Origin of the sequence: Mycolicibacter heraklionensis (genome assembly GCF_001021505.1) — a bacterium.
Lineage (GTDB): Bacteria > Actinomycetota > Actinomycetes > Mycobacteriales > Mycobacteriaceae > Mycobacterium > Mycobacterium heraklionense.
Genome location: NZ_LDPO01000006.1, coordinates 54,832 through 75,808 on the forward strand (window position 1 = coordinate 54,832; position 20,977 = coordinate 75,808).

Annotated in this window: 25 protein-coding genes and 1 tRNA gene; 11 read left to right on the top strand and 15 right to left on the bottom strand. The window is 65.6% G+C overall.

Features of this window, described 5'->3' with window-relative positions; genetic code table 11:
* Positions 1-3: 3 nt before the first annotated feature.
* A complete protein-coding gene (locus ABW16_RS09545; protein WP_082134026.1) occupies positions 4-891 on the bottom strand; it encodes an MlaE family ABC transporter permease in 888 nt (295 codons plus the stop codon).
* A 4-nt stretch (positions 892-895) separates the two neighbouring features.
* Entirely contained in the window at positions 896-1,129 is a 234-nt protein-coding gene (locus ABW16_RS09550) for a hypothetical protein (RefSeq protein ID WP_412178193.1), read from the bottom strand.
* A 420-nt stretch (positions 1,130-1,549) separates the two neighbouring features.
* On the opposite strand from ABW16_RS09550, the gene ABW16_RS09555 reads away from it, so the two are divergent.
* From ABW16_RS09555 to ABW16_RS09565, 3 genes are all read left to right on the top strand, one after another.
* Positions 1,550-1,623 (top strand) — tRNA-Met (locus tag ABW16_RS09555).
* Between the two features lie 234 nt (positions 1,624-1,857).
* Complete coding sequence (locus ABW16_RS09560) at positions 1,858-2,190, top strand: DUF433 domain-containing protein (RefSeq protein ID WP_047318936.1); 333 nt, start codon at positions 1,858-1,860, stop codon at positions 2,188-2,190.
* Positions 2,187-2,543, top strand: a complete 357-nt coding sequence (locus ABW16_RS09565; protein WP_047318937.1) for a DUF5615 family PIN-like protein — start codon at positions 2,187-2,189, stop codon at positions 2,541-2,543. The genes ABW16_RS09560 and ABW16_RS09565 overlap by 4 nt, the downstream gene beginning before the upstream one ends.
* A 215-nt stretch (positions 2,544-2,758) precedes the next feature.
* Here the strand turns inward: ABW16_RS09565 and ABW16_RS09570 are convergent, their stop codons facing one another.
* The 3 genes from ABW16_RS09570 to ABW16_RS09580 all read right to left on the bottom strand — a co-directional run bounded on the left by ABW16_RS09570 (position 2,759) and on the right by ABW16_RS09580 (position 4,682).
* Entirely contained in the window at positions 2,759-2,962 is a 204-nt protein-coding gene (locus ABW16_RS09570) for a cold-shock protein (protein WP_047318938.1), read from the bottom strand.
* 215 nt (positions 2,963-3,177) lie between these two features.
* Positions 3,178-3,882 (bottom strand): mycothiol-dependent nitroreductase Rv2466c family protein, encoded by a 705-nt coding sequence (locus ABW16_RS09575; protein ID WP_268768024.1) that lies wholly within the window; start codon positions 3,880-3,882, stop codon positions 3,178-3,180.
* A complete protein-coding gene (locus ABW16_RS09580; RefSeq protein ID WP_047319066.1) occupies positions 3,882-4,682 on the bottom strand; it encodes a maleylpyruvate isomerase family mycothiol-dependent enzyme in 801 nt (266 codons plus the stop codon). The genes ABW16_RS09575 and ABW16_RS09580 overlap by 1 nt, the downstream gene beginning before the upstream one ends.
* 114 nt (positions 4,683-4,796) lie before the next feature.
* Between ABW16_RS09580 and ABW16_RS09585 the strand changes: the two genes are divergently transcribed.
* Entirely contained in the window at positions 4,797-5,414 is a 618-nt protein-coding gene (locus ABW16_RS09585; RefSeq protein ID WP_167344271.1) for a TetR/AcrR family transcriptional regulator, read from the top strand.
* A gap of 3 nt (positions 5,415-5,417) precedes the next feature.
* Here ABW16_RS09585 and ABW16_RS09590 read toward each other — a convergent pair whose 3' ends face one another.
* The 3 genes from ABW16_RS09590 to ABW16_RS09600 all read right to left on the bottom strand — a co-directional run bounded on the left by ABW16_RS09590 (position 5,418) and on the right by ABW16_RS09600 (position 9,338).
* A complete protein-coding gene (locus ABW16_RS09590; RefSeq protein WP_233424734.1) occupies positions 5,418-6,839 on the bottom strand; it encodes a TIGR00366 family protein in 1,422 nt (473 codons plus the stop codon).
* A gap of 88 nt (positions 6,840-6,927) precedes the next feature.
* Positions 6,928-7,515: a TetR/AcrR family transcriptional regulator gene (locus tag ABW16_RS23845; protein WP_052956830.1), complete on the bottom strand. Its 588-nt coding sequence runs from the start codon at positions 7,513-7,515 to the stop codon at positions 6,928-6,930.
* The gene (locus ABW16_RS09600; RefSeq protein ID WP_047319069.1) at positions 7,512-9,338 is read right to left on the bottom strand and encodes a flavin-containing monooxygenase; all 1,827 of its coding nucleotides are present in this window, start codon (positions 9,336-9,338) and stop codon (positions 7,512-7,514) included. The genes ABW16_RS23845 and ABW16_RS09600 overlap by 4 nt, the downstream gene beginning before the upstream one ends.
* Positions 9,339-9,516: 178 nt before the next feature.
* Between ABW16_RS09600 and ABW16_RS09605 the strand changes: the two genes are divergently transcribed.
* Both ABW16_RS09605 and ABW16_RS09610 read left to right on the top strand, forming a co-directional pair.
* A complete protein-coding gene (locus tag ABW16_RS09605) occupies positions 9,517-9,978 on the top strand; it encodes a hypothetical protein (RefSeq protein WP_131721483.1) in 462 nt (153 codons plus the stop codon).
* 74 nt (positions 9,979-10,052) lie between these two features.
* Complete coding sequence (locus ABW16_RS09610) at positions 10,053-10,808, top strand: DUF1295 domain-containing protein (protein ID WP_047318942.1); 756 nt, start codon at positions 10,053-10,055, stop codon at positions 10,806-10,808.
* Positions 10,809-10,820: 12 nt separating this feature from the next.
* Here ABW16_RS09610 and ABW16_RS09615 read toward each other — a convergent pair whose 3' ends face one another.
* The 5 genes from ABW16_RS09615 to ABW16_RS09640 all read right to left on the bottom strand — a co-directional run bounded on the left by ABW16_RS09615 (position 10,821) and on the right by ABW16_RS09640 (position 14,278).
* Positions 10,821-11,642, bottom strand: a complete 822-nt coding sequence (locus tag ABW16_RS09615; protein ID WP_047318943.1) for a nuclear transport factor 2 family protein — start codon at positions 11,640-11,642, stop codon at positions 10,821-10,823.
* 54 nt (positions 11,643-11,696) lie between these two features.
* Positions 11,697-12,092, bottom strand: a complete 396-nt coding sequence (locus ABW16_RS09620) for a type II toxin-antitoxin system VapC family toxin (protein ID WP_047318944.1) — start codon at positions 12,090-12,092, stop codon at positions 11,697-11,699.
* Positions 12,083-12,304, bottom strand: a complete 222-nt coding sequence (locus ABW16_RS09625) for a type II toxin-antitoxin system Phd/YefM family antitoxin (protein WP_047318945.1) — start codon at positions 12,302-12,304, stop codon at positions 12,083-12,085. Before ABW16_RS09625 ends, ABW16_RS09620 begins: the two co-directional genes overlap by 10 nt.
* Before the next feature lie 81 nt (positions 12,305-12,385).
* The gene (locus ABW16_RS28135; protein ID WP_047318946.1) at positions 12,386-12,760 is read right to left on the bottom strand and encodes a DUF7715 family protein; all 375 of its coding nucleotides are present in this window, start codon (positions 12,758-12,760) and stop codon (positions 12,386-12,388) included.
* A 543-nt stretch (positions 12,761-13,303) separates the two neighbouring features.
* A complete protein-coding gene (locus tag ABW16_RS09640) occupies positions 13,304-14,278 on the bottom strand; it encodes an NADPH:quinone oxidoreductase family protein (protein WP_047318948.1) in 975 nt (324 codons plus the stop codon).
* A 99-nt stretch (positions 14,279-14,377) separates the two neighbouring features.
* Between ABW16_RS09640 and ABW16_RS09645 the strand changes: the two genes are divergently transcribed.
* Positions 14,378-15,364 (top strand): alpha/beta fold hydrolase, encoded by a 987-nt coding sequence (locus ABW16_RS09645; RefSeq protein WP_109519550.1) that lies wholly within the window; start codon positions 14,378-14,380, stop codon positions 15,362-15,364.
* A 16-nt stretch (positions 15,365-15,380) separates the two neighbouring features.
* Positions 15,381-16,382: a TIGR03617 family F420-dependent LLM class oxidoreductase gene (locus ABW16_RS09650; protein WP_047318950.1), complete on the top strand. Its 1,002-nt coding sequence runs from the start codon at positions 15,381-15,383 to the stop codon at positions 16,380-16,382.
* On the opposite strand, the gene ABW16_RS09655 is transcribed toward ABW16_RS09650, so the two are convergent.
* Positions 16,379-17,494, bottom strand: coding sequence for a hypothetical protein (locus ABW16_RS09655; RefSeq protein WP_047318951.1), 1,116 nt, complete (start codon positions 17,492-17,494; stop codon positions 16,379-16,381). The genes ABW16_RS09650 and ABW16_RS09655 overlap by 4 nt on opposite strands.
* Positions 17,494-18,633, bottom strand: coding sequence for a phosphotransferase family protein (locus tag ABW16_RS09660; protein WP_047318952.1), 1,140 nt, complete (start codon positions 18,631-18,633; stop codon positions 17,494-17,496). The genes ABW16_RS09655 and ABW16_RS09660 overlap by 1 nt, the downstream gene beginning before the upstream one ends.
* 45 nt (positions 18,634-18,678) lie before the next feature.
* On the opposite strand from ABW16_RS09660, the gene ABW16_RS09665 reads away from it, so the two are divergent.
* Genes ABW16_RS09665 through ABW16_RS09675 form a run of 3 tightly spaced genes read left to right on the top strand, consistent with a single transcriptional unit; the run spans position 18,679 to position 20,976 of the window.
* Positions 18,679-19,281: a TetR/AcrR family transcriptional regulator gene (locus tag ABW16_RS09665; RefSeq protein WP_047318953.1), complete on the top strand. Its 603-nt coding sequence runs from the start codon at positions 18,679-18,681 to the stop codon at positions 19,279-19,281.
* 4 nt (positions 19,282-19,285) lie between these two features.
* Positions 19,286-19,981, top strand: coding sequence for a PIG-L deacetylase family protein (locus tag ABW16_RS09670; RefSeq protein ID WP_047318954.1), 696 nt, complete (start codon positions 19,286-19,288; stop codon positions 19,979-19,981).
* Positions 19,978-20,976: a Gfo/Idh/MocA family protein gene (locus ABW16_RS09675; protein ID WP_047318955.1), complete on the top strand. Its 999-nt coding sequence runs from the start codon at positions 19,978-19,980 to the stop codon at positions 20,974-20,976. Before ABW16_RS09670 ends, ABW16_RS09675 begins: the two co-directional genes overlap by 4 nt.
* Position 20,977: the final 1 nt, after the last annotated feature.

Here is a 20,977-nt window from a genome sequence, read left to right on the forward strand (position 1 = left end):
CTTCTACAGTGCCTGCCGCGGGAACAGGATCACGTAGAGCTGGCTCATCACAACGTTGACGAACATCAGCAGCAGGATCGACTCGACCACTGCGGCGTTCACCGAGTTGGCGACTCCGGCAGGCCCCCCATGGCTGTCGAGGCCCTTCTGGCAGCTCACGATCGCGACGATCATCCCGAAGACAATGGATTTGGCGAACGCCAGCCACATGTCCCCGACGTCGGAGAACGAGGAGAAGGTCGCGATGAACGAGCCCGCGGTCCCGTTCTGCAGGAACACGTTGAAGATGTAGCCGGCGACGTAGCCGACGAAAAACGTGATGCCGGTGAGCAGTACGCCGACCGTCATCAGTGCGGCCAGCCGGGGAACCACCAGGCGCCGCACCGGCGACACCCCCATGACCTCCATCGCCTGGATCTCTTCGCGCATGGTCCGCGATCCCAGGTCGGCACAGACCGCGGAGCCCACAGCCACCGCCAGCAGCATCGCGGCCACCAAGGGGGCGGCCTGGCGGATGATCACCAGTCCGGTGGCCGCACCGGCGAGCGAGGAGGCGCCGACTTGGCCGGCCAGCACGCTGAACTGGATCGAGAGTGTCACGCCCACCGGGATGGTGACGAAAACCGTTGGCAGGAAAGCGGCGCTGGCCACGAACGCCGTCTGGTCGATGAACTCACCGACCAGGAACCGCCCGCGAAACAGATCGGCGAACAGGTACTGGATGGCCCGGACCCCGAGCACCACCTGGCTGCCACCGGTGCCCAGCGACTGGATCGGGTGGTTCTTCAGGTACTGCAGGAGCCAGTCGGTCACGGACCGTAGGCCCGGCCGGCCGGATATCTGTTGGTCAGCGAGGTGGATCAGGCGCCGCGTCGATTCCGATACAGACATCGGGTCACTGCATGCAGACATTGGAGACCAGCAGCACCGGCCACGACACGATCGACCCGAGGAAGGACACCACCAGGTCCAGACCTTGCAAGTCGTGCAGGTGAGCGGTGTGGGTCAACGACCAGATCAGCCCGATGATCAGGTAGGGCGTACCGAGGATCAGGCCCAGCCCGATCAGTTCTCCGACACTCATCCGGTAGCTCAGTAGGCGGCCTATGCCGTCGACGATTCCAGGCATCCGTAGCCTCTCCCGACTCTGTGGGCCCGCCGTGGGCGACGGGAATGTGATGCAGGACTCAATTGGCGCTGTGCGAGCAGCATGCCACGCAGGATCGGGCGCTGCAAGACAAAAGTTAATTTTGGTTTCCCACCAACTCGGACTTTCGGGCGTCGGCGGTTGGGCTGGCGCGTCGGGGGTCTCGGCCTTTCAGGCGCGGCTTGGCGACGACAATATGGCTGTGAACTGCGTATATATCGGCAAGATCGGGCGGATGCGGGTGGCGCGACGAGGCGGTGCGGCGGTAGCGGCGGTCCGTCCAAAAGCGGCGTTTTGTTAATTTGGGTTACCGGCTGATTGTGGGCCGCCGGTCCCCGCGGCGACGCCGGCCGCAGGCGATTTGGTGCCCGGGCCATCGTTCGGTAACCTCGTAGATACCGACGCGGGGTGGAGCAGCTCGGTAGCTCGCTGGGCTCATAACCCAGAGGTCGCAGGTTCGAATCCTGTCCCCGCTACTAGCGAAAATGCCCCTTCAGGCCCCGGCCTGAAGGGGCATTTTTCATGGGCTTGGAAACGCGTTTGGGAACGTCGTCCTCGCCAATCGCTACATCTGCCAGTTGAAGCACTTGCCACCACGTCGAACAAAGGGCCTCGGCTTGGGCGCAACGCGGAGAGGGCCCAGTGGGCGGGCTAACCAGGAGGCCCGATGGGTTCGTGCCGGTACTCTGAGGGGAAGGAGGTGCGGCGCGATGACCGTAGCAGCCATCGAGCCCGAGCCGGTGCCGCTGGTTCGAGACCAGGCCGGTCGGTTGATGGTGCCCGGCACCCGCATCTCCCTCGACATCTTGGTGGCCGACTTCAAGCAGGGCAAGACCCCGGAGGCGGTTCACGATTCGTACCAGACGGTGTCTCTCGCTGACGTGTACGCGATTTTCGCCTACTACCTGCGCCACCGTGCCGAGGTAGAGGCTTACATCGCCGAGCAGGAACGTGAAGGCGTGCAGATTCAGGAACGGATCGAGGCCGAGCACCCGCTCAACGATGGACTGCGCGCCAAGTTGCTGGCCCGGCTAGCGACGTGAGTCCGCGGTTCCTGGCCGACGAGAACACCGACTCCGATCTCGTTTTGGGACTGCGTCGCCGCGTCGACGACATCGACATCCTCCGGGTGCAAGATGTTGGACTCCGTACCGTGGGTGGCCCTGCGATCCTGCAGTGGGCGGCCGACGAGGGCCGGATCTTGATCAGTCGCGACCTCAAAACCATCCCAGGCTTCGTGGGCGACCGACTGGCCGCCGGGTTGCCGATGCCCGGCGTCATCCTTCTGCGTTCAAGACTGGCGATCGCGCAGGCCATCGACGAAATCGCAGTGATCGCTGTCGCCAGTGACGCCGAGGAGTGGAACAACCAGATCGCCTACCTCCCGCTTCGCTAAGACGGTCGGAGGCAAAGGTCAGAACCGGGCGCCGCTGACACGCTCCGGTTAAGAATCCAGATTCCGAGCCGGGCCGAGTGCATCAAACCCGGGGCGATTCAACAGCACGTCGTGGCAATAACCCCAATAACCCAGGATGGACGCCCAGCGCACCGATCACAAAAAAGGCTGTCGCAGCTTGCGCCGCGACAGCCTTTTGAAGTCTGCGTGTTCGATCAGATTACCGAAACGCCCACAGCCTGTGGACCTTTCGCGCCCTGTTCCACATCAAACTGAACTCGAGCGTTCTCTTCGAGGGTGCGGAATCCGCCACCACTGATCTCCGAGTAGTGGACGAAGACGTCCGGCGCTCCGCCATCCGGGGCGATGAAGCCGAAGCCCTTTTCGCCGTTGAACCACTTCACAGTGCCCTGTGTCATTACTTAACTTCTCTCATTTCCAAGCACATCAAGCACGATGTGCGTCAACAACGCTAGCACGGATTGCCTGAGTCACGAGTAGGGAATGAATGTCCTTGCTGGAAGCCTAAAACTGCCGCTACGCGGCACCCCCACGTCGCCGTCGCCTCATTCGGATAAGCCCGCCGTGTTTCTCCAGAGCCTGACCATGTTCGCGATTGGCGACGTTGCTTGTGTCAGCCCTCAGCCTCGTGGGCGGTGAAGGTGACCACCTCTCCGCGGTTGATCGACACCCAGTCGCGGGCCTCCAGATACGGCCGGAATGTCTCAGCGATGTGCTGTTCGTCGGCAGGAGTCTTCGGCCGCTGCAGTTCGTAAAGATGCGGAAACTCGGTCCAGCTGACAACGGCGTCCCACAGCCGTACCGCTGCTTGGCCGGTGGGCGGGTCGACGAGCACCGGACCGAATAGGCACTGCCCGTCGGGGAAGAACAGCGTCGGAACCCCGTAGCCGCTGGCGGCGACGACGCGTTGATGATCGGACAGAACTTCGTCGCTGGTCGTCGGGTCGGCGATCGCCTGGTCGACGAGCCCGGGATCGAACCCGAGTTCTTCCAGCAGGTGGCGGGCGACCGCCTTGTCGTGCGGCTTGTGGCCCTCGACGTGCAAAGCGCGGCCGGCGCGTTCGTACCACGCGTCGACGTCGGCCATGCGACCGCGACGCAGCAGGGCGCCGACTCGCATCATCGACCAGCCATAGGACCACTCCCGTTCCCAGGGATGCTTCTTGCCTGCTCGCCGGTTGATCTCCTCCAGGCTGAAGAAGCGCCAGTTCACCGTCAGGCCCGTGAGGTCTCGGACCTCGCGGATCCACCGTGACGTCTGGTAGGCGTAAGGGCACATGACGTCGAAGTGGAAGTCGACAGATTCGGGACCGCTCATCACATCGTGAACCTCAGGTTGCGGGCGGCGCGGTCACCGAGTTCGTCATCGCCGGTCCACGTCACGGCGCCGGAGTCGATCTGGGCTTGCGGGTCGATACGTCCGCACGCCAGTTGGATGAACGTCGTGGAATCGGTGCTCAGCGTGACATCCGGATCGGCCAGGTGGTCAACGGCCTTGGCGCGGCCGTCCACGGCGACGTGCAACTGGCGCGTGAGCGGTCCGGTCAGGTCAAAGGTGATGCTCTTGCCGTCGGGAAGGCCCACCTTCTTGCCGACGATGTAGCCCAGCGACCCTGCCACCTCAGCCAGCGCGATCTCGGCACCGATGCCGGTGTCGTCGGTCTTGCGGCCGAGCGGAGTGGCGATGTCGCGCTCGTGCACCCAGAAGTCGAAGACCCGGATCTCCAGGAACCGCCCGTAGGTGCTGGGACCGACCGGAGTCCACGACGGCCGTTCGAGATCGGCGTCGGTGAGTGCGGCCAGGTCACGGCGCCGACGGTCATAGACCGCGCGGATCACCTCGAGATAGGCGGCACCCTGGGTGTCGGCCTCGCGCAGAAAATCCGCGGCCTTCTGGAACGACGGCGGCGTCTGGTCATCCTCGGGCAGCCACCCCGCCATCACCGCTTCGATGCTGGTGACGTGGTTGACCACGTCGCGGACCGTCCAGTCTGGACACAGGGACTGAGCGTCCCACTCAGCGTCGCCGAGTTCGGCGCAGAGGGCTTCCATCGCGGCATAGCAGCCCTGCAGGGCGGCGGCAATCCTGCCCACGCCGCTGGTTTCCGATGTCTTCAACGCCGTCTTCTCCTTTGCGGCCATGCTTCCGTCACGAGCATGTGACAAATATTAATAAATGTCAATAGATGAGAACACTAGATGAATAATGTCGTCAGAGATAGACTGCTGCCCGTGGCTGTCGTGGATCTGCGTGCGGAAACTCGTGCGTTCGGACGTGCGCGGCTGCGCAACCTCGCCCTGGACGAGACTCGTGCAGTCGCGCTTGAGCAGGGTTGGTCGGCGGTGCGGATGGGGTCGATCGCAAAGGCCATCGGCATCAGCCGCCAGAGCCTGCACGGTGAGTTCGGCACCAAAGATGACCTGGGAGACGCTCTCGTCCAGCGCGAAACGTCGACCTTCTTCGAAGGTATCCGTGAACTGCTCGAACAGCATCCAGGTGACCTCGCCGGCGCAGTGCAACACGCCGGCTACTACATCCTCGATGTCACGCAGGACAATCCGCTGCTGCAGACGATCCTCACCCGTACACCGGCTCACGGCGACGTATCTCTGCTGCCCTTGATCACCACGCGGGGGGAACCGTTGATCGACCGTGGCGTGGAGCTGTTCGGCGCTTGGGTGGTCGGCCAGTGGCCATCGTTGAGTCCCGCCGACACGCGTCTGATGGTCGAAAGCGTTGTGCGCCTTTCGCTGAGCCACATCGTGGCGTCCACCAAACCAGCCGCCGACGCGGCTGCGGATCTGGCACGGCTGGCCTGTCGGTGCGTAGGCTTCCCCGATCCCGAATGACGCTCAGATCGCCCACGGCGCAATCAAGGTCATCGCCCCCAGGACCACCAGCCCGATGACGAACGCCACAACCGTAAAGCCCATTACCTGGCGGACATTGAGCTTCGCGATGGCCAACAGCGGCAGCAGCCAGAACGGCTGGATCATGTTCGCCACGCCCTCGCCGACGGCAACGGCCATGGAGACCAGGCCGAGATAGGCGGGTGACTGTTGGCCGATCGCCAGTGCAGAGTCGACGGCGATCGGGCCCTGCACCGCCCAGTGCCCACCGCCGGACGGCACGAACAGGCTGATGATCACCGAGCCGACGAACGTCAGGAAGGGCAGCGTGTACTCCGTCGCGCCATTCACCAGGGTCTGGGCCAGCAGCGTCTGCAGCGGCTTGGCGTCCTCGGTGCCCTGATACGCCAACAGCCCCACCAGGCCGCCGTACAGCGGATATTGCAACAGCAGCGGGCCGGATACCTTCGCGGCGCCGGTGAAGGCCCGGATGAACCGGATCGGTGTGCGGTGCAGCAGGGCGCTGGTGATGGTGAACAGCATGATCATCGAGGAAATATTCAGCGCGAAACCACTGGCCACGAAATACGTTATGCCCGCGGCGAACAGCAGCACGTTGAGGATCCACTGATTCTCCAGCCATTCGGCGAACGTCGTGCTGGCCGGTGTCTCAACGGCCGCCTCGTCTTCGAACACCGCGGGGTCGGGGGATAGGCCTTCGGACGGCTCCATCCGCCACACGGCGAGCGCGAGCACCGCCAACACGATGATCGCCGACAGCCAGCTGTACGGCTGGAAGATGGTCTGGCTCAACGGTACGTTGAATCCGGCGATCTGGTGGATCACGTTGATGGGGCTGCCGGCATCGGTGTTCGCCAGCGCGATCGATGACGAGAGGCCCTGTGTCCAGACGATGAAGCCCATGAACGCCGCGGCGATCAGGTAGCCGAAATGCGAGTCGGGGAAACGTCGCGCCACTTGCCGGGCGACCAGCGCGCCGGCTACCAGTCCCAGGCCCCAATTCAGCAGGGACAGAACGGCACTGACGGTGAAACAGAGTAGCGCCCCCTGCGCCTGGCTGCGCGGCATCGCAGCGACGCGGACGATGGTCCGCTTCAGCGCCGGCGCCTCGGCCAGCGTGTAGCCCGTCACGAGGATCAGCACCATCTGGAACGCGAACGTGAAGATGTTCTGCTGCCCCCACACGCCGCCGTACCACGCCTGCAGCATGCCGCTCGCCGACGCTCCGCGTACCAGCGCAGCGACCATGCCGGCGACGATCAGCGTGAGGATCATCGCGAACAGATACGGGTCGGGCATCAGGCGTTCGACATAGCGCACACTGAGCCCGGTAAGCGATTGCATGACGCCGCGACGTGCTGTCGGTTGCTCGGTCATCGCGCCTTGTGGCCGTAGCTCGGTCATCGCGCCAACCTCTCGTCTGAGCCGCTCGCACCGCGATCGCTCGTGCGTTGTGCCACGATAAATGCCGCGGCGGCTCGGGCCGGCGTTTTCAGCGCATGGTGGCGTGCAGCGCGTCGGTCATCGCCTCGATGGCCGCCTCGCGCTCCAGCGGCCAGCCGTCGACCAGCCACAGGTGCATGAAGGAATCGACCATGGTGTACATCATCGCGATCGCCAGCCGCAACTGGGCCTCGGTGGCACCGGGCATGGCGTCGGCCTCGATCCACTCGGTGACGTTGGCCTCCATGGTGGCTCGGTGCGCCGCGGCGAACTCCGGGTCGGCCGCCCGAGCTTGATGCAGCGCCATGTAGAGCTGCGGCGCGGAAGTGTAGAAGTCGACCACCTTCTCGAAGAAGGCCTTGATGGACGGCCGTCCCGATCTGCCGCCACGCGGCGCGTCCTGCTGGGCCCAGACGGTCATCCGGGTGTTACGCAGTTCGCGCAGCACCGCTGCCTTGGAGTCGAAATGGAGGTAGAACGTCGCCCGCCCGATCCCGGCTCGGCGCACGATGTCGTCGATCGTCACCGCGACGTAACCGCGTTCGGCGAACGCCTCCAGCGCGGCGGCCATGATGTGGTCGCGGGTCATGATGCGGTGCCGGTCGCGCATCGTGAGTTTCGGTGCGGTGGTGGTCATGCCAAGATCACCCCCTCCAACTGGCCAGTCGAACGCCACTTTTCCAGCATGTCAAAGAATTCGACGGGTTTGCCGCCGAAGTTGGTCGACAGCATGCCGTGCGGATTTTCCTTATCGCCTTCGGAACTCAGGTAGCTCGGCGTGCATTCGGCGTAGAAGGCCTTGGGCTTCTCCGAGGCTTCGTCCATCGCGGCCAACCACTGGTCCTCGGCGGCCTTGGTGGCCTCGATGGTGCGCGCGCCGCGCTGCACGAACGTGCTGACCAGATAAGCGAAATGGCGGGCCCGTTCCTCGGCGGTGTGGGTGTAGTTGGGGGAGACCCCGGACTGGGTGTAGCCGAGAAAGAAACAGTTGGGGAAGCCGTGGGTCTGCAGGCCGTGCAGAGTTCGCATGCCCTTGGCCCATTTGTCGCTCAACCGGACGTCATCGCGGCCGACGATTTCGAAGCCCAGCCGGCGGGTGAACTCGGTGCCCACCTCGAAGCCGGTCGCGAACACCAGAGCGTCGAGTTCGTACTCGACGCCGTCGACGACGACGGCGGTCTCGGTAAACCGCTCGACGCCACGTCCATCGGTGTCAACCAGCGTGACGTTGTCCCGGTTGAACGTGTCGAGGTACTGGTCGTGGTAGCCGGGGCGTTTGCAGTTCAACCGGTACCACGGCTTGAGCGATTCGGCAGTCTTGCGGTCGCGCACCGTTTCGTCGATCCGGGCGCGCAGCCGTTCCATCGCCACATAGTCGGCGTGGAACAGGAAATCGGCGATCTCCTCGGGCGTCATCTCTCGGCCGAGGCGCTGGGTCTCCCGCAACACCGCGGGCTCGCTCAGTTCGAGGGCCTTCTGCGTCCAGCCGTCGTTGGTGAGATCGAGGTCCATCTCCACCCCGCAGGTGACGCGGGTGAAGTTCTCCATGCGCTCGCGCTGCCAGCCCGGCTTCAGCGATGCCGCCCACTGCGGGTCGGTGGGCCGGTTGCCCCGCACCGAGACCGTGCTCGGGGTGCGCTGGAAAACGTAGAGCTGCTGCGCCCACTCGCCGAGGTGCGGAATGCACTGCAGCCCTGTCGAACCGGTGCCGATGACGCCGACGCGCTTGTCGGCCAGTCTGGTCAGTCCACCGGATTCGTCGCCGCCGGTGTAGCCGAAATCCCAGCGGCTGGTGTGAAAGGTGTGTCCGCGGAACTCGTTGATGCCCGGAATGCCCGGCAGTTTCGGCCGGGTGAGTGATCCGGGTGAGACGGCGACCAGGGTGGCGGTGAACTCGTCGCCGCGATCGGTGCTGATCTGCCAGCGTTTGGCCGTTTCGTCCCAGCGCAAGTCGGTGACAGTGGTGCCCAGCAACGCGTTGTCGTAGAGGTGATAGTGCTTGGCCACGTTCTGCAGGTGCTCGCGGATCTCCCGGCCATGCGCGTAGCGCTCAGTGGGCACGTAGTTCAGCTCTTCGAGCAGCGGCAGATAGATGTAGGACTCGACATCGCACTGCACGCCGGGGTAACGGTTCCAATACCAGGTGCCGCCGAAGTCGCCGGCGGTGTCGATCATCCGGATGTCGTCGATGCCGGATTCCTGTAGCCGCGCGGCGGCGATCAGGCTGCCCAGGCCGGCACCGATGATCGCCACCTGGACGTGGTCGTGCACCGGGTCACGTTCGACGCGCTGCGTCCACGGGTCGTCGGCGTAGTGCGAGAAATCCGCGGTGACCTCGATGAACTGGCTCACGGCGTCGGGGCGCAGCCGTTTGTCGCGCTCGAGCGCGTACTTCGCGCGGACCCACTCGGGGTCGTACTCCGTCGGCTGAGGTCCCAGGGAGCTGGCCGCCTCTGGCATCTCCTCGTGCTCCTTGCGTCGTGGAAACTCGCTGGACATAGTGTCCAGTGAACAGACTAGGTGATATTTTGCCAGATGGAACGTCTGATTTGTCCAGCTCCCCAGTACAGTCATCACCGTCAACAGGGGAGGTCGCATGCCATTCGAAGCGCATCCGGACCGACGCAAAATCGCCTCGATGCTCGCCATCACAGGGGCGTTCGTCCTGATCGGGGTGTGGTTGGCCGGGGGATTCGGGCCGGTCGAGTCGATTCGCGGCTGGTCACCGCAGGCCCTGCACGTCTTCGGATGGATCGCGATCGTCTTCTTCGGGTTCGGTGTGGCTGTGCTCGTGCCGAGGTTGTTCTCCTCCGGTGTCGAGGTCCGCATCGACAGCGAAGGTGTCTACCAGCGGCGCGGCGGGAGCCGGGTGATTCCGTGGGGCGCCGTCGAGCGCATCACGACCGTGGACGCCGGCCGGGTGCAGCTGGCGCACTTGTTCCTCAATGAAGCGTCCGCATTCGCGGGTCGTAGGCGGCTGGGGGCCAAATCCTTTGGCCACGTCACGCTGTCGCTGCAGGGCACCGACGGAAAGCTCAGCGACATGCGTGCGGCGTTCGACTACTTCGCGCCGGGCAGGCGGGACGATTCCGCGGGCTAGTCGCGCATCCGCAGGACGACGCCGCGGGCCCCATGTGCTAGTACTGCCTAGCATCCTGGATGAAAGGTTCCGCCATGGCCGGTCTGTATCACGCCGCTGTCGCCTTCCTGATCGTGTTGACGATCGTCACCTTCGCCAGCAGCTTTTGGTTCACCAACCCCTACGGCCGCTTCGCCAGTCCGGACGAGCGCTTCACGCTGCCAGGAAAGATCAGCTGGCTGATGTTCGAATGCCCTCAATGGTGGGCGTTTACCGTGACGTTCTGGCTCGTCGCGCATCAGCATGGCGCACCGGCGATCGTGTTGTACGCACTGTGGCAGTGCCACTACCTCTACCGCGGGTTGATCTATCCACTAAGCCGCAAGGGCGATGGCAAGCGTTTCCCCGTCTCCGGTATTGCCTTCGGCTTCATCTTCAACGCCGTCAACGGGTTCGCCAACGGCTACGCCGTGGCCCTGGCGCCGCACCTGCAGCAGGAGGGTTGGTTTGTCGACCCCCGCTTCATCGTGGGCCTCGCCGTGGCAGTGGTCGGCTGGGGGATCAACTTCCAGGCCGATCGCATCCTGATCGGCCTACGTGCCGATGGCAGCAGCGGGTACAGCATTCCCTACGGCGGGGTGTATCGCTGGGTGTCGTCGGGCAACTATTTCGGTGAGCTCATCTTGTGGACTGGCTGGGCGGTCATGGCCTGGACGTTGCCGGGCCTGATCTTCGTGTTCTTCTCGATCGCCAACCTGGGGCCCAGGGCGATGGCCACCCACAAGTGGTACCAGCAGCAGTTCCCCGACTACCCGCCCGACCGCAAGGCGATCATCCCCGGCGTGCTGTAGCCGCGTGACGTCTCAGATATAGAGGCGGACAGCGGAAATCGCGCCCCGGTCGGCGGCGTCCTTGGAGAACTCGAACAATCCCACCCCGCGCTTGCCGTCCAGGTGCACAGTCGCAGTGACGGTATGCCCTGCGGCCAGGAGCTTTTCAACCTCGAGATGCTGTGCTGTTGAGACGAACTCGGCAACCGAGGTCTCCGAAACACCGTCCAGGCTCAGCGTGGCGTTCGGAGTCAGCAGCGCCGAAACCGCGGCCGAATCAGCCTGCGCCAGGGCCGCGACAAAGTCGTCGACCCGACGCTTTCCGCGCTTTCGCACCCCGGAAAGTCCGCGCAGGAATCCGGCGCAGCCAGAAAGTCCTTGGTGACGAATCAGCTGGGGGCCCAGGATCACCGAGGCCAGCAGGCCGCGGCCACCTGAGGTCAGGAGCTGCCCGACCATCTTCTGCAGCTCCCAGTGCGCGAACAACCTCTGGATCTTCAGCGAGCCGTCCGGCCCCTGCGCGACCAGGTCATAGCGCAGGTGCATCGGGATGTGCATGGTGACACCCGTCGACATGGTGGTGTGCACCGTGAGGTCTCGTAGCACCGACATGCCGGCGACCACGTCGTGCTGCACATCAAAGGCAATGGTGTTCGGTGCGATGAAGGTGTCGAAGAAACGCCCAATGGCGGCCGTGCCGACGTGAGGAGTCGACCCGACCGGGTCGTTCACCTGCCCGTCGGCGGCGAAGATTGCCACCCACGCCGACTTGTCGTGTACTGCGACGGCTCTTGGCGACTGCTCGACGGCTTCGAGCAGTGCGCTGGCACTGTGCGGGGGACGTTGGTCTGGCATGGGGAGTCCTCTCGTTTCGAAAATCTCGGTACCGATCTGGAGACCCGTGAACGGTCACCACAACATAGGAACGCCGGCAAGGCCGGCGAATGCGGCATCACCGGTGATGAGGGTTATCGACTCGATGATCGCCTGGGCCGCCAGCATACGATCGAACGGGTCCCGATGATCCCAGTCGAGCCGTCCGGCCAGTAGTGCGTGTTCCTCGGTGATCGGCAGTCTGGTGGCGCCCAGGCGATCGAGATGCCGGGAATAGGCGCCAAGGATTGCATCTGCTTGAGGTAGCTTGCCCAGCCGCTGCTTGGTGGACAGTTCCCAGGCTGACACTGTCGACACGACGATGGGGACGGACCGATCGGTGAGGACTTTGCGGGCGTTGCGTCCCAGGCGGGCCGGGGCCGTGAGTGCCCACAGCACAGCGTGGGTGTCCAGCAGGTACGTCACTGCCATGCGGTGAGTTCTTCTTCGGGAAGTGGGTCGAAGAACTCCTCGGGAACCGCATAGGTGACGAAGCCGAGTTCGCGATCGTCTTGACTGGCGAGGGGGACCAGGCGGGCGGCCGGGTGGTCGCCGCGGGCGATGACAAACTCCTCGCCGCCCTCGACGGCGGCGATCAGCGCAGACAGGTGTGTCTTCGCGTATTGGACCTTGACCTGCTTCATGACATCGATGCTAAGTAGTTGACCAAGATTGGTCAACCAAGTTGGTCAACTAAGCGGGGAATGTGCGTGCGCGTGCTGCGGTCAGGCGGTCCGTGCCCGGAACTCGTCGAATTCGCATTCAATGACTGTTCCGGTCGCGTGCACGGACGCGATGGCCAGATTGTCATCGATGACGGCTTCGGCCCACTCGGCTGGCCATCCGCCGTCGGCGAGGCTCATTCGCATCGCTGTGATGAGCTCGTCGCGAGTCAGTGACAGATCTGCCACCCGCGCTGTGGTGGTTGTTCGGTGGGACGCTGCGCCGGCGAAACCGCGACTGCATCCGCAACCGCCGTTGGGGTCTCGTCGATCTCGGTCGCAGGGCTCCTGGATCCATACGGGTTCACCTTCGACGCAGTAGCAGTAGTCGCCGCTGCGGTCGCCTTGGGTGAGCGCTGTTGCTACAAGGACTTTCATGGGGCACCTCCTGAGTGGATGGCGCTGCGACTACGACTGGCCACCGACAGTCGCTGGCAAGCTGACCGACTTGTCGGACTCTGGATTTACCTTTCGGGCATGGGTTTTGGATGCTTACGTTGCCCGCACCTGCTACCGCGACGGATTGACGTCGGAGCCACCGCTGCCACGCAGCCAGCTCGCGATTACCGGTCGATCTCACTGGTCACGTTCACCAACATCGAAACCGGCGATGCGGTCCGGGTGCAGTCATTCGGGATCGCCGAGAGGCTACGTTGGCCGGACGGCTCATACTCGAACAAGGACGCTGAGGGTGACCGATACCTGTGGCGCCACCCCGCAACGTTGTTCGTCTCCGAACGCAAGCGCATGGTCGCGGAGCTATGGGAATTGTTAGTACTGAAACGCCTTTTCGAGGCGTCGGTGCTCACTGGCAACCCAGTGGTGTGGTGTTAGTGGGCGATGATGCAGTTCAGCATCTACGTTCCCGCCGCCGATCTTCTTGCGGCTGAAGCCGAGACACGCCGATATTTGTCTGAATGCCTAGTCCCGCATTCGCAGCACGACCTTGCCGGCCGCGGTGCGATTCTCCAGGGCCGCCAACGCATCCGCAGCCTGATCAAGGCCGAACACGTCGGGTTGCGGAGCGGCCACCTTCCCGGAGGCCAGCAGCGGCTCCAGAGCCTCCCATTGCCGCTCCAGCTCGCCCGGATGCGACATCACCCACGCTCCCCAACCGACGCCCACCACGTCGATGTTGTTGAGCAGCAGCCGGTTCACCTTCACCGTCGGGATGTCGCCACCGGTGAAGCCCACCACCAACAGCTTTCCGCCCGGGGCCAGCGAGCGCAGCGAATCGGTGAAGCGGTCACCGCCCACCGGGTCGAGCACCAGGTCCACGCCACGCCCGCCGGTCAGCTCGGCGACCGCCTCGCGGAATCCGTCGGCGAGCACGGTGTCCGTCGCGCCGGCAGCCCGGGCCACTTCGGCTTTGGCTTCGGTGGAGACCACGGCGATCACCCGTGACGCCCCCAGCGGTCCGGCCAGTCGCAGCGTCGAGGTGCCGATGCCGCCGGCGGCGCCGTGCACCAGCACCGTGGCGCCTTCGGTCAGCTGGCCGCGCGTGGTCAGCGCGAACAGCACCGTCAGGTCGTTGAACAGCAGCCCGGCGCCGGCCTCGAACGACACCCTGTCCGGCAGCTTGAACACCTGCGCGGCGGGCACCGCGATCACCTGCGCCATCCCGCCGTTGAGCATGGTCAATACCGCCACGCGGTCACCGGGGCGCACATGCGCGTCGGCCGGAGCGCTGCGCACCACACCGGCCGCCTCGCCGCCCGGTACGAAGGGCAGCTCCGGCTTGTGCTGATAGAGCCCGCGGGACTGCAACACATCGGGAAACGCCACCCCGGCGGCGTGGATGTCGATGACAACCAGACCCTCACCCGCCGGCTCGTCGAGATCGACGACCTGGGCAGCCGCCGGTCCCTCGAGTTGGGAAATCTGTACCGCGCGCATGGACGAACCCTTCGTCAGTAGTGCTTTCGGTGAAAACCTAGTCCACGCAGGCGTATGCTCGCGATGCGGCAGCGTTGCCGCATTTCCGATGAGGTGGCGATGAGTGCTCAACGGTCCAGTCGGCGGCGAAGTGCCGGCATGTTCCCGGCGGAGTTGCCGCCGGCCCGCACCATGGCGGTCCGGGCGGCCGACGGAACCAAGCTGCACACCCAGGTCTTCGGGCCGGCAGGCGGCTACCCGATCGTGCTGGCGCACGGCATCACCTGCGCGATCCGGGTGTGGGGACATCAGATTGCCGACCTGAGCGCCGATCACCGGGTGATCGCCTACGACCACCGCGGCCACGGACGCAGCGGCGTGCCCAAGCGCGGCGGATACAGCCTGACGCACCTGGCATCCGATCTGGACGCGGTGCTGGAGGCCACCCTGGCGCCGGGAGAGCGCGCCGTGATCGCCGGACACTCGATGGGCGGCATGGCGATCAGCGCCTGGTCGGACCGCTACCGGCACCGAGTGCACGAGCGTGCCGACGCGGTAGCGCTGATCAACACCACCATCGGCAACCTGCTGGCCGAGGTCGAACTGTTTCAGGTGCCACCGCCACTGCAGCGGGCCCGGGTGGAGGCGGCTCGTCGCGGGTTGCTGGCGTTTGGCAACGTGCCGATCGTCGGCCCGGCGAACCTGGCGGTTCGGCGATTCGTGCACATGCTTGCCGTCGGCGGTACGGCCGATCCCTCTGTAACGTCGTTGATCTGCGACCTGTTCGCCAAGACACCGGCCGCCAGCCGCGGCCACTGGGTGCGGGCGCTCATCGACGCGCTCGGTCCGGCGTCCTTCATCAACCTCGACGGTCTGACCGTGCCTACCCTTGTCATCGGCAGCACCCGTGACCGGCTGTTGCCGCTATTGGCCTCACAGCGGATCGCCGACGCCGCACCCAATCTCGCCCGCTTCGTCGAACTCAGCGGGGGACACTGCTCGATCCTTGAACACCCTGCTCCGGTGAACCGGGAGCTTCGCGACCTGGTGGACCTGGCAACCGGATCCGCGAGTGGCGTAGCCGTCGGGTCCGAGATCGGTTCGTAGGGGCTTCGGTATCGCGTTGAAAGTCCGCACTGCCCTCAGCGGGCTGACCGGTGTCGTCGATCAGGCCCGCGAGCTGCGCGACGCCGGCGTCAGCGGGGTTTTCACCTTCGAGGGCCCGCATGATGTGTTCGCACCGTTGACGCTGGCCGCCGGTGTCGGCGGCTTAGACCTGATGACCAACGTCGCGATCGCGTTCCCACGCAACCCGATCCATTTGGCGCACCAGGCCAACGACCACCAGCTGCTCAGTGGCGGGCGATTCGCCCTGGGACTGGGCACCCAGGTGCGTGCGCAGATCGAGAAGCGGTTCGGCGTCGCCTTCGACCGGCCGGTGGACCGGATGATCGAGCTCGTTGCGGCGCTGCGGGCGATCTTCGAATCCTGGAACACCGGCGCCCGCTTGGACTTTCGCGGTGACTATTACCGGCACACACTGATGACGCCGACGCTCAGTCCCGGGCCGAACCCGTACGGCCCGCCGCCGATCTACGTCGGCGCCCTGGGTCCGCGGCTGACCCGCGCGGCCGCCGCGCACGCCGACGGACTGCTGGTGATGCCGTTCTCCACCAAGCGATTCCTGCATGAGAGCACGATGTCCGCGGTGCGGGCGGGGCTTACCCAGGCGGGCCGTCGGGCCGAGGATTTCATGGTCGTGCCCGAAATCATCGTGGCCACTGGCGCCACCGATGCCGAGCGGGAGGCCGCTGAAGCCGCCACCCGGATGCTGCTCGGCTTCTACGCATCGACTCCGGCGTATGCCCCGGTGCTGGCCGCCCACGGCTGGCAGGATTTGCAGCCCGAACTCAACGCGTTGTCCAAACAGGGCCAGTGGGCGCAGATGGGCGCACGGATCACCGACGAGATCCTGCACACCATCGCCGCATGCGGCACTCCGGCGCAGGTGGCCGCGCACATCCGCGACCGGGTCGACGGAATCGCCGACACCGTCTGCATTTACCAGGCGGCGCCGGTAGCGCCGGCGCTGATCGGTGAGATCGTGAGTGCGCTCCAGCTCTAGGGAGCCATGGTGACCCAGTCGGGGAACCCCGTCGGGTCGTGCCGGCCCAGCACACCGTGCTCGTAGAGACCCCAGCCCTCGACCGGCGCGGCGTCGCCGTCGCGGCACACCGCGCGCCCCACGTGGTCGATCATCCCGAAGCTGGTGCGCCCGATGATGCCCGGATCGGTCATGTCATAGGTCAGCCGCTCGGTGAACTTCTCGCCCTTCCACTCGCCGTGCAGCCAGTCGCTGTCGCCGCCGTAGCCGCCGCCGACGTGAATGGGCACCGGCAGTTTGGATTCCACCTCGAACACCACCGGTGTGCCGTCCGGGCGGGTGGCCTCGATCGTGGCTCCGGTGGCGATGCGGGTGCCCGAGCGATAGCGGGTGGAGATCCGTGGCCAGCCCAACTGTTCGACACGGCCGTCGCGCCAGACCCGGCTGCAGTCGTTGAGCGAACGGAACCCGTTGGGTTCCTCCTGGATGATCATCACCACCGCGAAGTCCTCGAACGCCATCGGCAGATACAGCCACCACATGCCGTCGAACGGCGGGTCGGCGGGTCGCCCGGCCGGTTCGCGTTCACCGACCGGGCGGATGCCCCACGAGCGGTCGCGTGAGCCGATCCAGACCGCGGGATCGACGGCGATCTCCTCGCCGTCGATCGCGATCTGCCCACTCCAGGAGCCCAGTTGAGCGAAGCGCTGCGCGTCCAGGGTCACCCGGTTGCCGGTCCGCAGGATGTGCCGCTGCTCCTGCACCGGGTCGAACAGGCCCTCCCAGCGCAGATCGAGCGCGATGCCCTCGGTCTCATCCATGACCACCCGCAGGGAGCGCAGCGGATCGGTGACCTCGATGCGGTAGGCGCCGATGCGCTGGTTGAGCCGGTCTTGGTCGATGGCGTCGGACAGGTGCACCGCGGTCTGAGTGTCGCCGCGGCGTACCAGCACGTAGGCGTCCTTGACACCGAGGTTGGGGTAGTAGCCGCAGCCGGTGATCAAGAAGATGTCCCCGGTGCGGTCGTGGGCATTCAGATAGCAGCGGTCGTAAAAGTTGCGATCCGAGGAACCCGGCCAGGCGATCGGTTGTGGCAGTTGGTGAACCGGGAATTCGTCGAGTGGCCCCAGCATCAGCTCTGTTCTCCGATCAACTTCTTGAGCAATCCGGCGTGATAGAACAACGATTCGGGGTCTTCCGGCTTTTCCATCTCCCCGAAATGCACCCGGCGGGCCCCGGTGCGCATGAACACGATCGCCCACATCACGCCGGCGTAGACGTAGAACCAGTGCAGGTCACCGAGTTCGACGCCGGTGAGTTTCTGGTAGGTGGCCCGCACGTCGTCCTCGCGCAGCACCTGCGGAAGCCCGGGAAACCCAGCCAGTCCAGCGAGTTCCTCGAATACCAAGTGCGCGAAGATAACCCACGACACGTCCAGCTCGCGCGGCCCCAGTGTCACCATCTCCCAGTCCAGCACGGCGACCGGGCGGAAGTCGCGGTAGAGCACGTTGCCGACCCGGGAGTCGCCCCAGCACAACACCGTCTCGCCGGCGGCCACGTCGGCCGGCCAGTTGTCCTCGAGCCAGGCCAGGGCCCGGTCCAAGAGCGGCGAGCGCCCCATGTCGGGCACCGCGAATTCGTACCACTGCCGTACCCCCTCGAAGTGACGGCGCAGCGCGGTGTCCCCGTGCGACCCCTCGTCGAGGAAGGCGAAGGTCTGCTCCGCGTCCGGGATCGCGTGCAGCTTGGCGAGCACTTCGACGGTGGAGTCCTGCAGGGTCCGCTGCTGCTCGGCTGTCGCGTCGGCGAACCAGTTGCCGCCGAAGGTATAGGGCATGACGTCGGGCGGCACCTCGCCGTCGATGCGGTCCATCAGGAAGAACGGCCGGTCCAGCACGTCGCCGGTCGGTTCGATCCAACGGACCTTCGGCACCGGTACGTCGGTGAGTTCACCCACCCGCCGCATCACCTCGAACTGGTGATCCAGCCGGTAGTTCGGGAAGACCGGAACGTCTTCGGCCGCGGGCGCCACCCGCATCACCCAGCGCTGTTCGACCGGGGCACCGTCGGCGCTCCAGCGGCCGGTGAGCATGATCGTTTCCGACGACATGCCGTTGGTGTCGACGCCGCTCTCCACGGTGATCTCCGGCGTGGCCGCGCCGGGCAACTGCGTGGCAAGCCAGCGAGACATTACCGTGGGCAGTGTGGTGACATCGCGGCTAGAACGTTGGATTCGGCCGACGTCTTTTTCCACAGTCGGTTGGTCGACCACGGTTGTATCCTCCGTTAAGGTAATTACGATACGACAGGTAGCGTTATGAAAGCAGAACCTTCAGCGGTTGACAAGGGGTCCGGCGCCGGACGTCCCCGCGACCCCCGCATCGACGGTGCCATATTGCAGGCCGCCGCGGAACTGGTTGTCGAAGTCGGGTATTCGAATCTGAGCCTGGCGGCCGTCGCGGAGCGCGCCGGGACGACCAAGACCGCGCTGTACCGCCGTTGGCCCAGCAAGGCCGAACTGGTGCACGAGGCTGCGTTCTCGGTGCCGCCGAGCGCGGTGACTGCGCCGCCGGGCGATGTGGCCGGTGACCTTCGGGCAATGATGGCCGGTGCGCGCGACGTCTTCACCAGCCCGGTGGTGCGGGCCGCCCTGCCGGGCCTGATCGCTGACATGGCGCGCAACGCCGAGTTGACCGCGCGCATCCTGGAACGCTTTCAGGGCCTGTTCGAGGTGATGCGCCACTGGGTGGCCGATTCGGTGACCCGCGGCGACGCGCGACCCGATGTGGACCCCGACCGGCTCGTCGAAATAATCGGCGGCGCAACGTTGCTGGCCATGATGCTGCGCCCCGACGACGATCTCGACGATGACTGGGTGCAACGGATCGCTGACATCGTCGCCCACGGCGTGATGACATAGACCCATGTCCCAGCCTGTCGAGGCCACCGGGCCGCAGCCCTTTCCGCAAGACTGGACGTCGCTGCTGGTGTTGGTGCCGCACCCCGACGATCCCGAATACGGTATCGCCGCCGCGGTGGCGAAGTGGACCGCCGCTGGTAAGACCGTCCGCTATGCGCTGGCCAGCAGCGGGGAAGTGGGCATCGCCGGCTTGGAGCCGGGGCAGGCCGGACCGTTGCGTGAGGATGAGCAACGGCGGGCGGCGGCCATCGTGGGGGTCTCAGATGTCGACTTCTGGGGCTTCCCGGACAGCAACATCCGAAACACGCCGGAGTTGCGCGCCAAGATCGCCGCGGTGATCGGCGAGGTGCGACCCGACGTGGTGGTGACGATCTACGGCGGCGCAGAGTTCGGACCCGGCATGCCCAACCAGCGCGACCACATGGAATTCGCCGCCGCGGTCACCGATGCCTGGGACGCCGTGGCGGACAAGCCGAGCTGGCTGTTCCAGGGTGGCCCGGGCCCCACCCACGTCGAGGCCGTGGACGGCTACCTCGACACCGCGGTGGACTCCCTGGCCGCCCACGAGGTCTACCTGTCGGTGCTCGACCCCACCACCCCGGTGCGCGAGCAGGCGGGCAGGGTGGTCGACATGACGACTCCGGCCCAAGCCGGCCACCGGGTGGCCGGGTTCCGCCTGCAAAGGAGCACCGTCGCATGACCGGAACGACGACGACGCTCCGAATCGGCGTGCTCGGAGCGGCGCGGATTACCCCGGATGCACTACTCAAACCTTCCGCCGCCAACCCGGAAGTCGTGGTGAGCGCGGTGGCAGCCCGCGACATCGGGCGTGCCCGGGCGTTCGCGGCCAAACATGGCATCGGCCGGGTGCATGACAGCTACAACGCACTGATCACCGACCCCGAGGTCGACGCCATCTACAACCCGCTGCCGAACCACCTGCACGGCAGATGGACCCGAGCCGCGCTGGACGCCGGCAAGCACGTGCTGTGCGAGAAGCCGTTCACCGCCAACGCTGAGGAGGCCCGCCAGGTCGCCGCGGCGGCCGCGAGCTCCGACCGGGTGGTGATGGAGGCGTTTCACTACCGCTACCACCCGATGACCGCGCGTATCGAAGAGATCATCGCCTCGGGCGAACTGGGGGAGCTGCGGCAGGTGGACACCGCGCTGAGCTTTCCGCTGCCCCGGTTCTCCGACATCCGCTATCACTATGCGCTGGCCGGCGGCGCGTTGATGGACGCCGGCTGCTATGCGGTGCACATGGCCCGCACCTTCGGCGGGGCCACCCCGGAAGTCGTGTCCGCGCAGGCGAAATTGCGCGATCCGCACGTCGACCGGGCCATGACGGCGCAGCTGCGGTTTCCCGCCGGGCACACCGGGACCATCCGCTGCTCGCTGTGGTCATCGAACCTGCTGCAGATCAGCGCCCGGGTGATCGGCGAGCGCGGCGAGCTGCGGGCGCTCAACCCGCTGATGCCGCAGTATTTCCACCGATTGCGGGTCAGTTCGCCGAAGGGCAAGCGCGTCGAGCGTTTCACCCACCGGGCGTCGTATGCCTACCAGCTCGATGCGTTCGCCGACGCCGTGCTGCGTAGCGTGCCGGTGCGCACCACCCCGGAGGACGCGATCGAGAACATGACCGTGATCGACGCGATCTACACCGCTGCCGGCCTTCCGCTGCGCGAGCCGGGCTGAG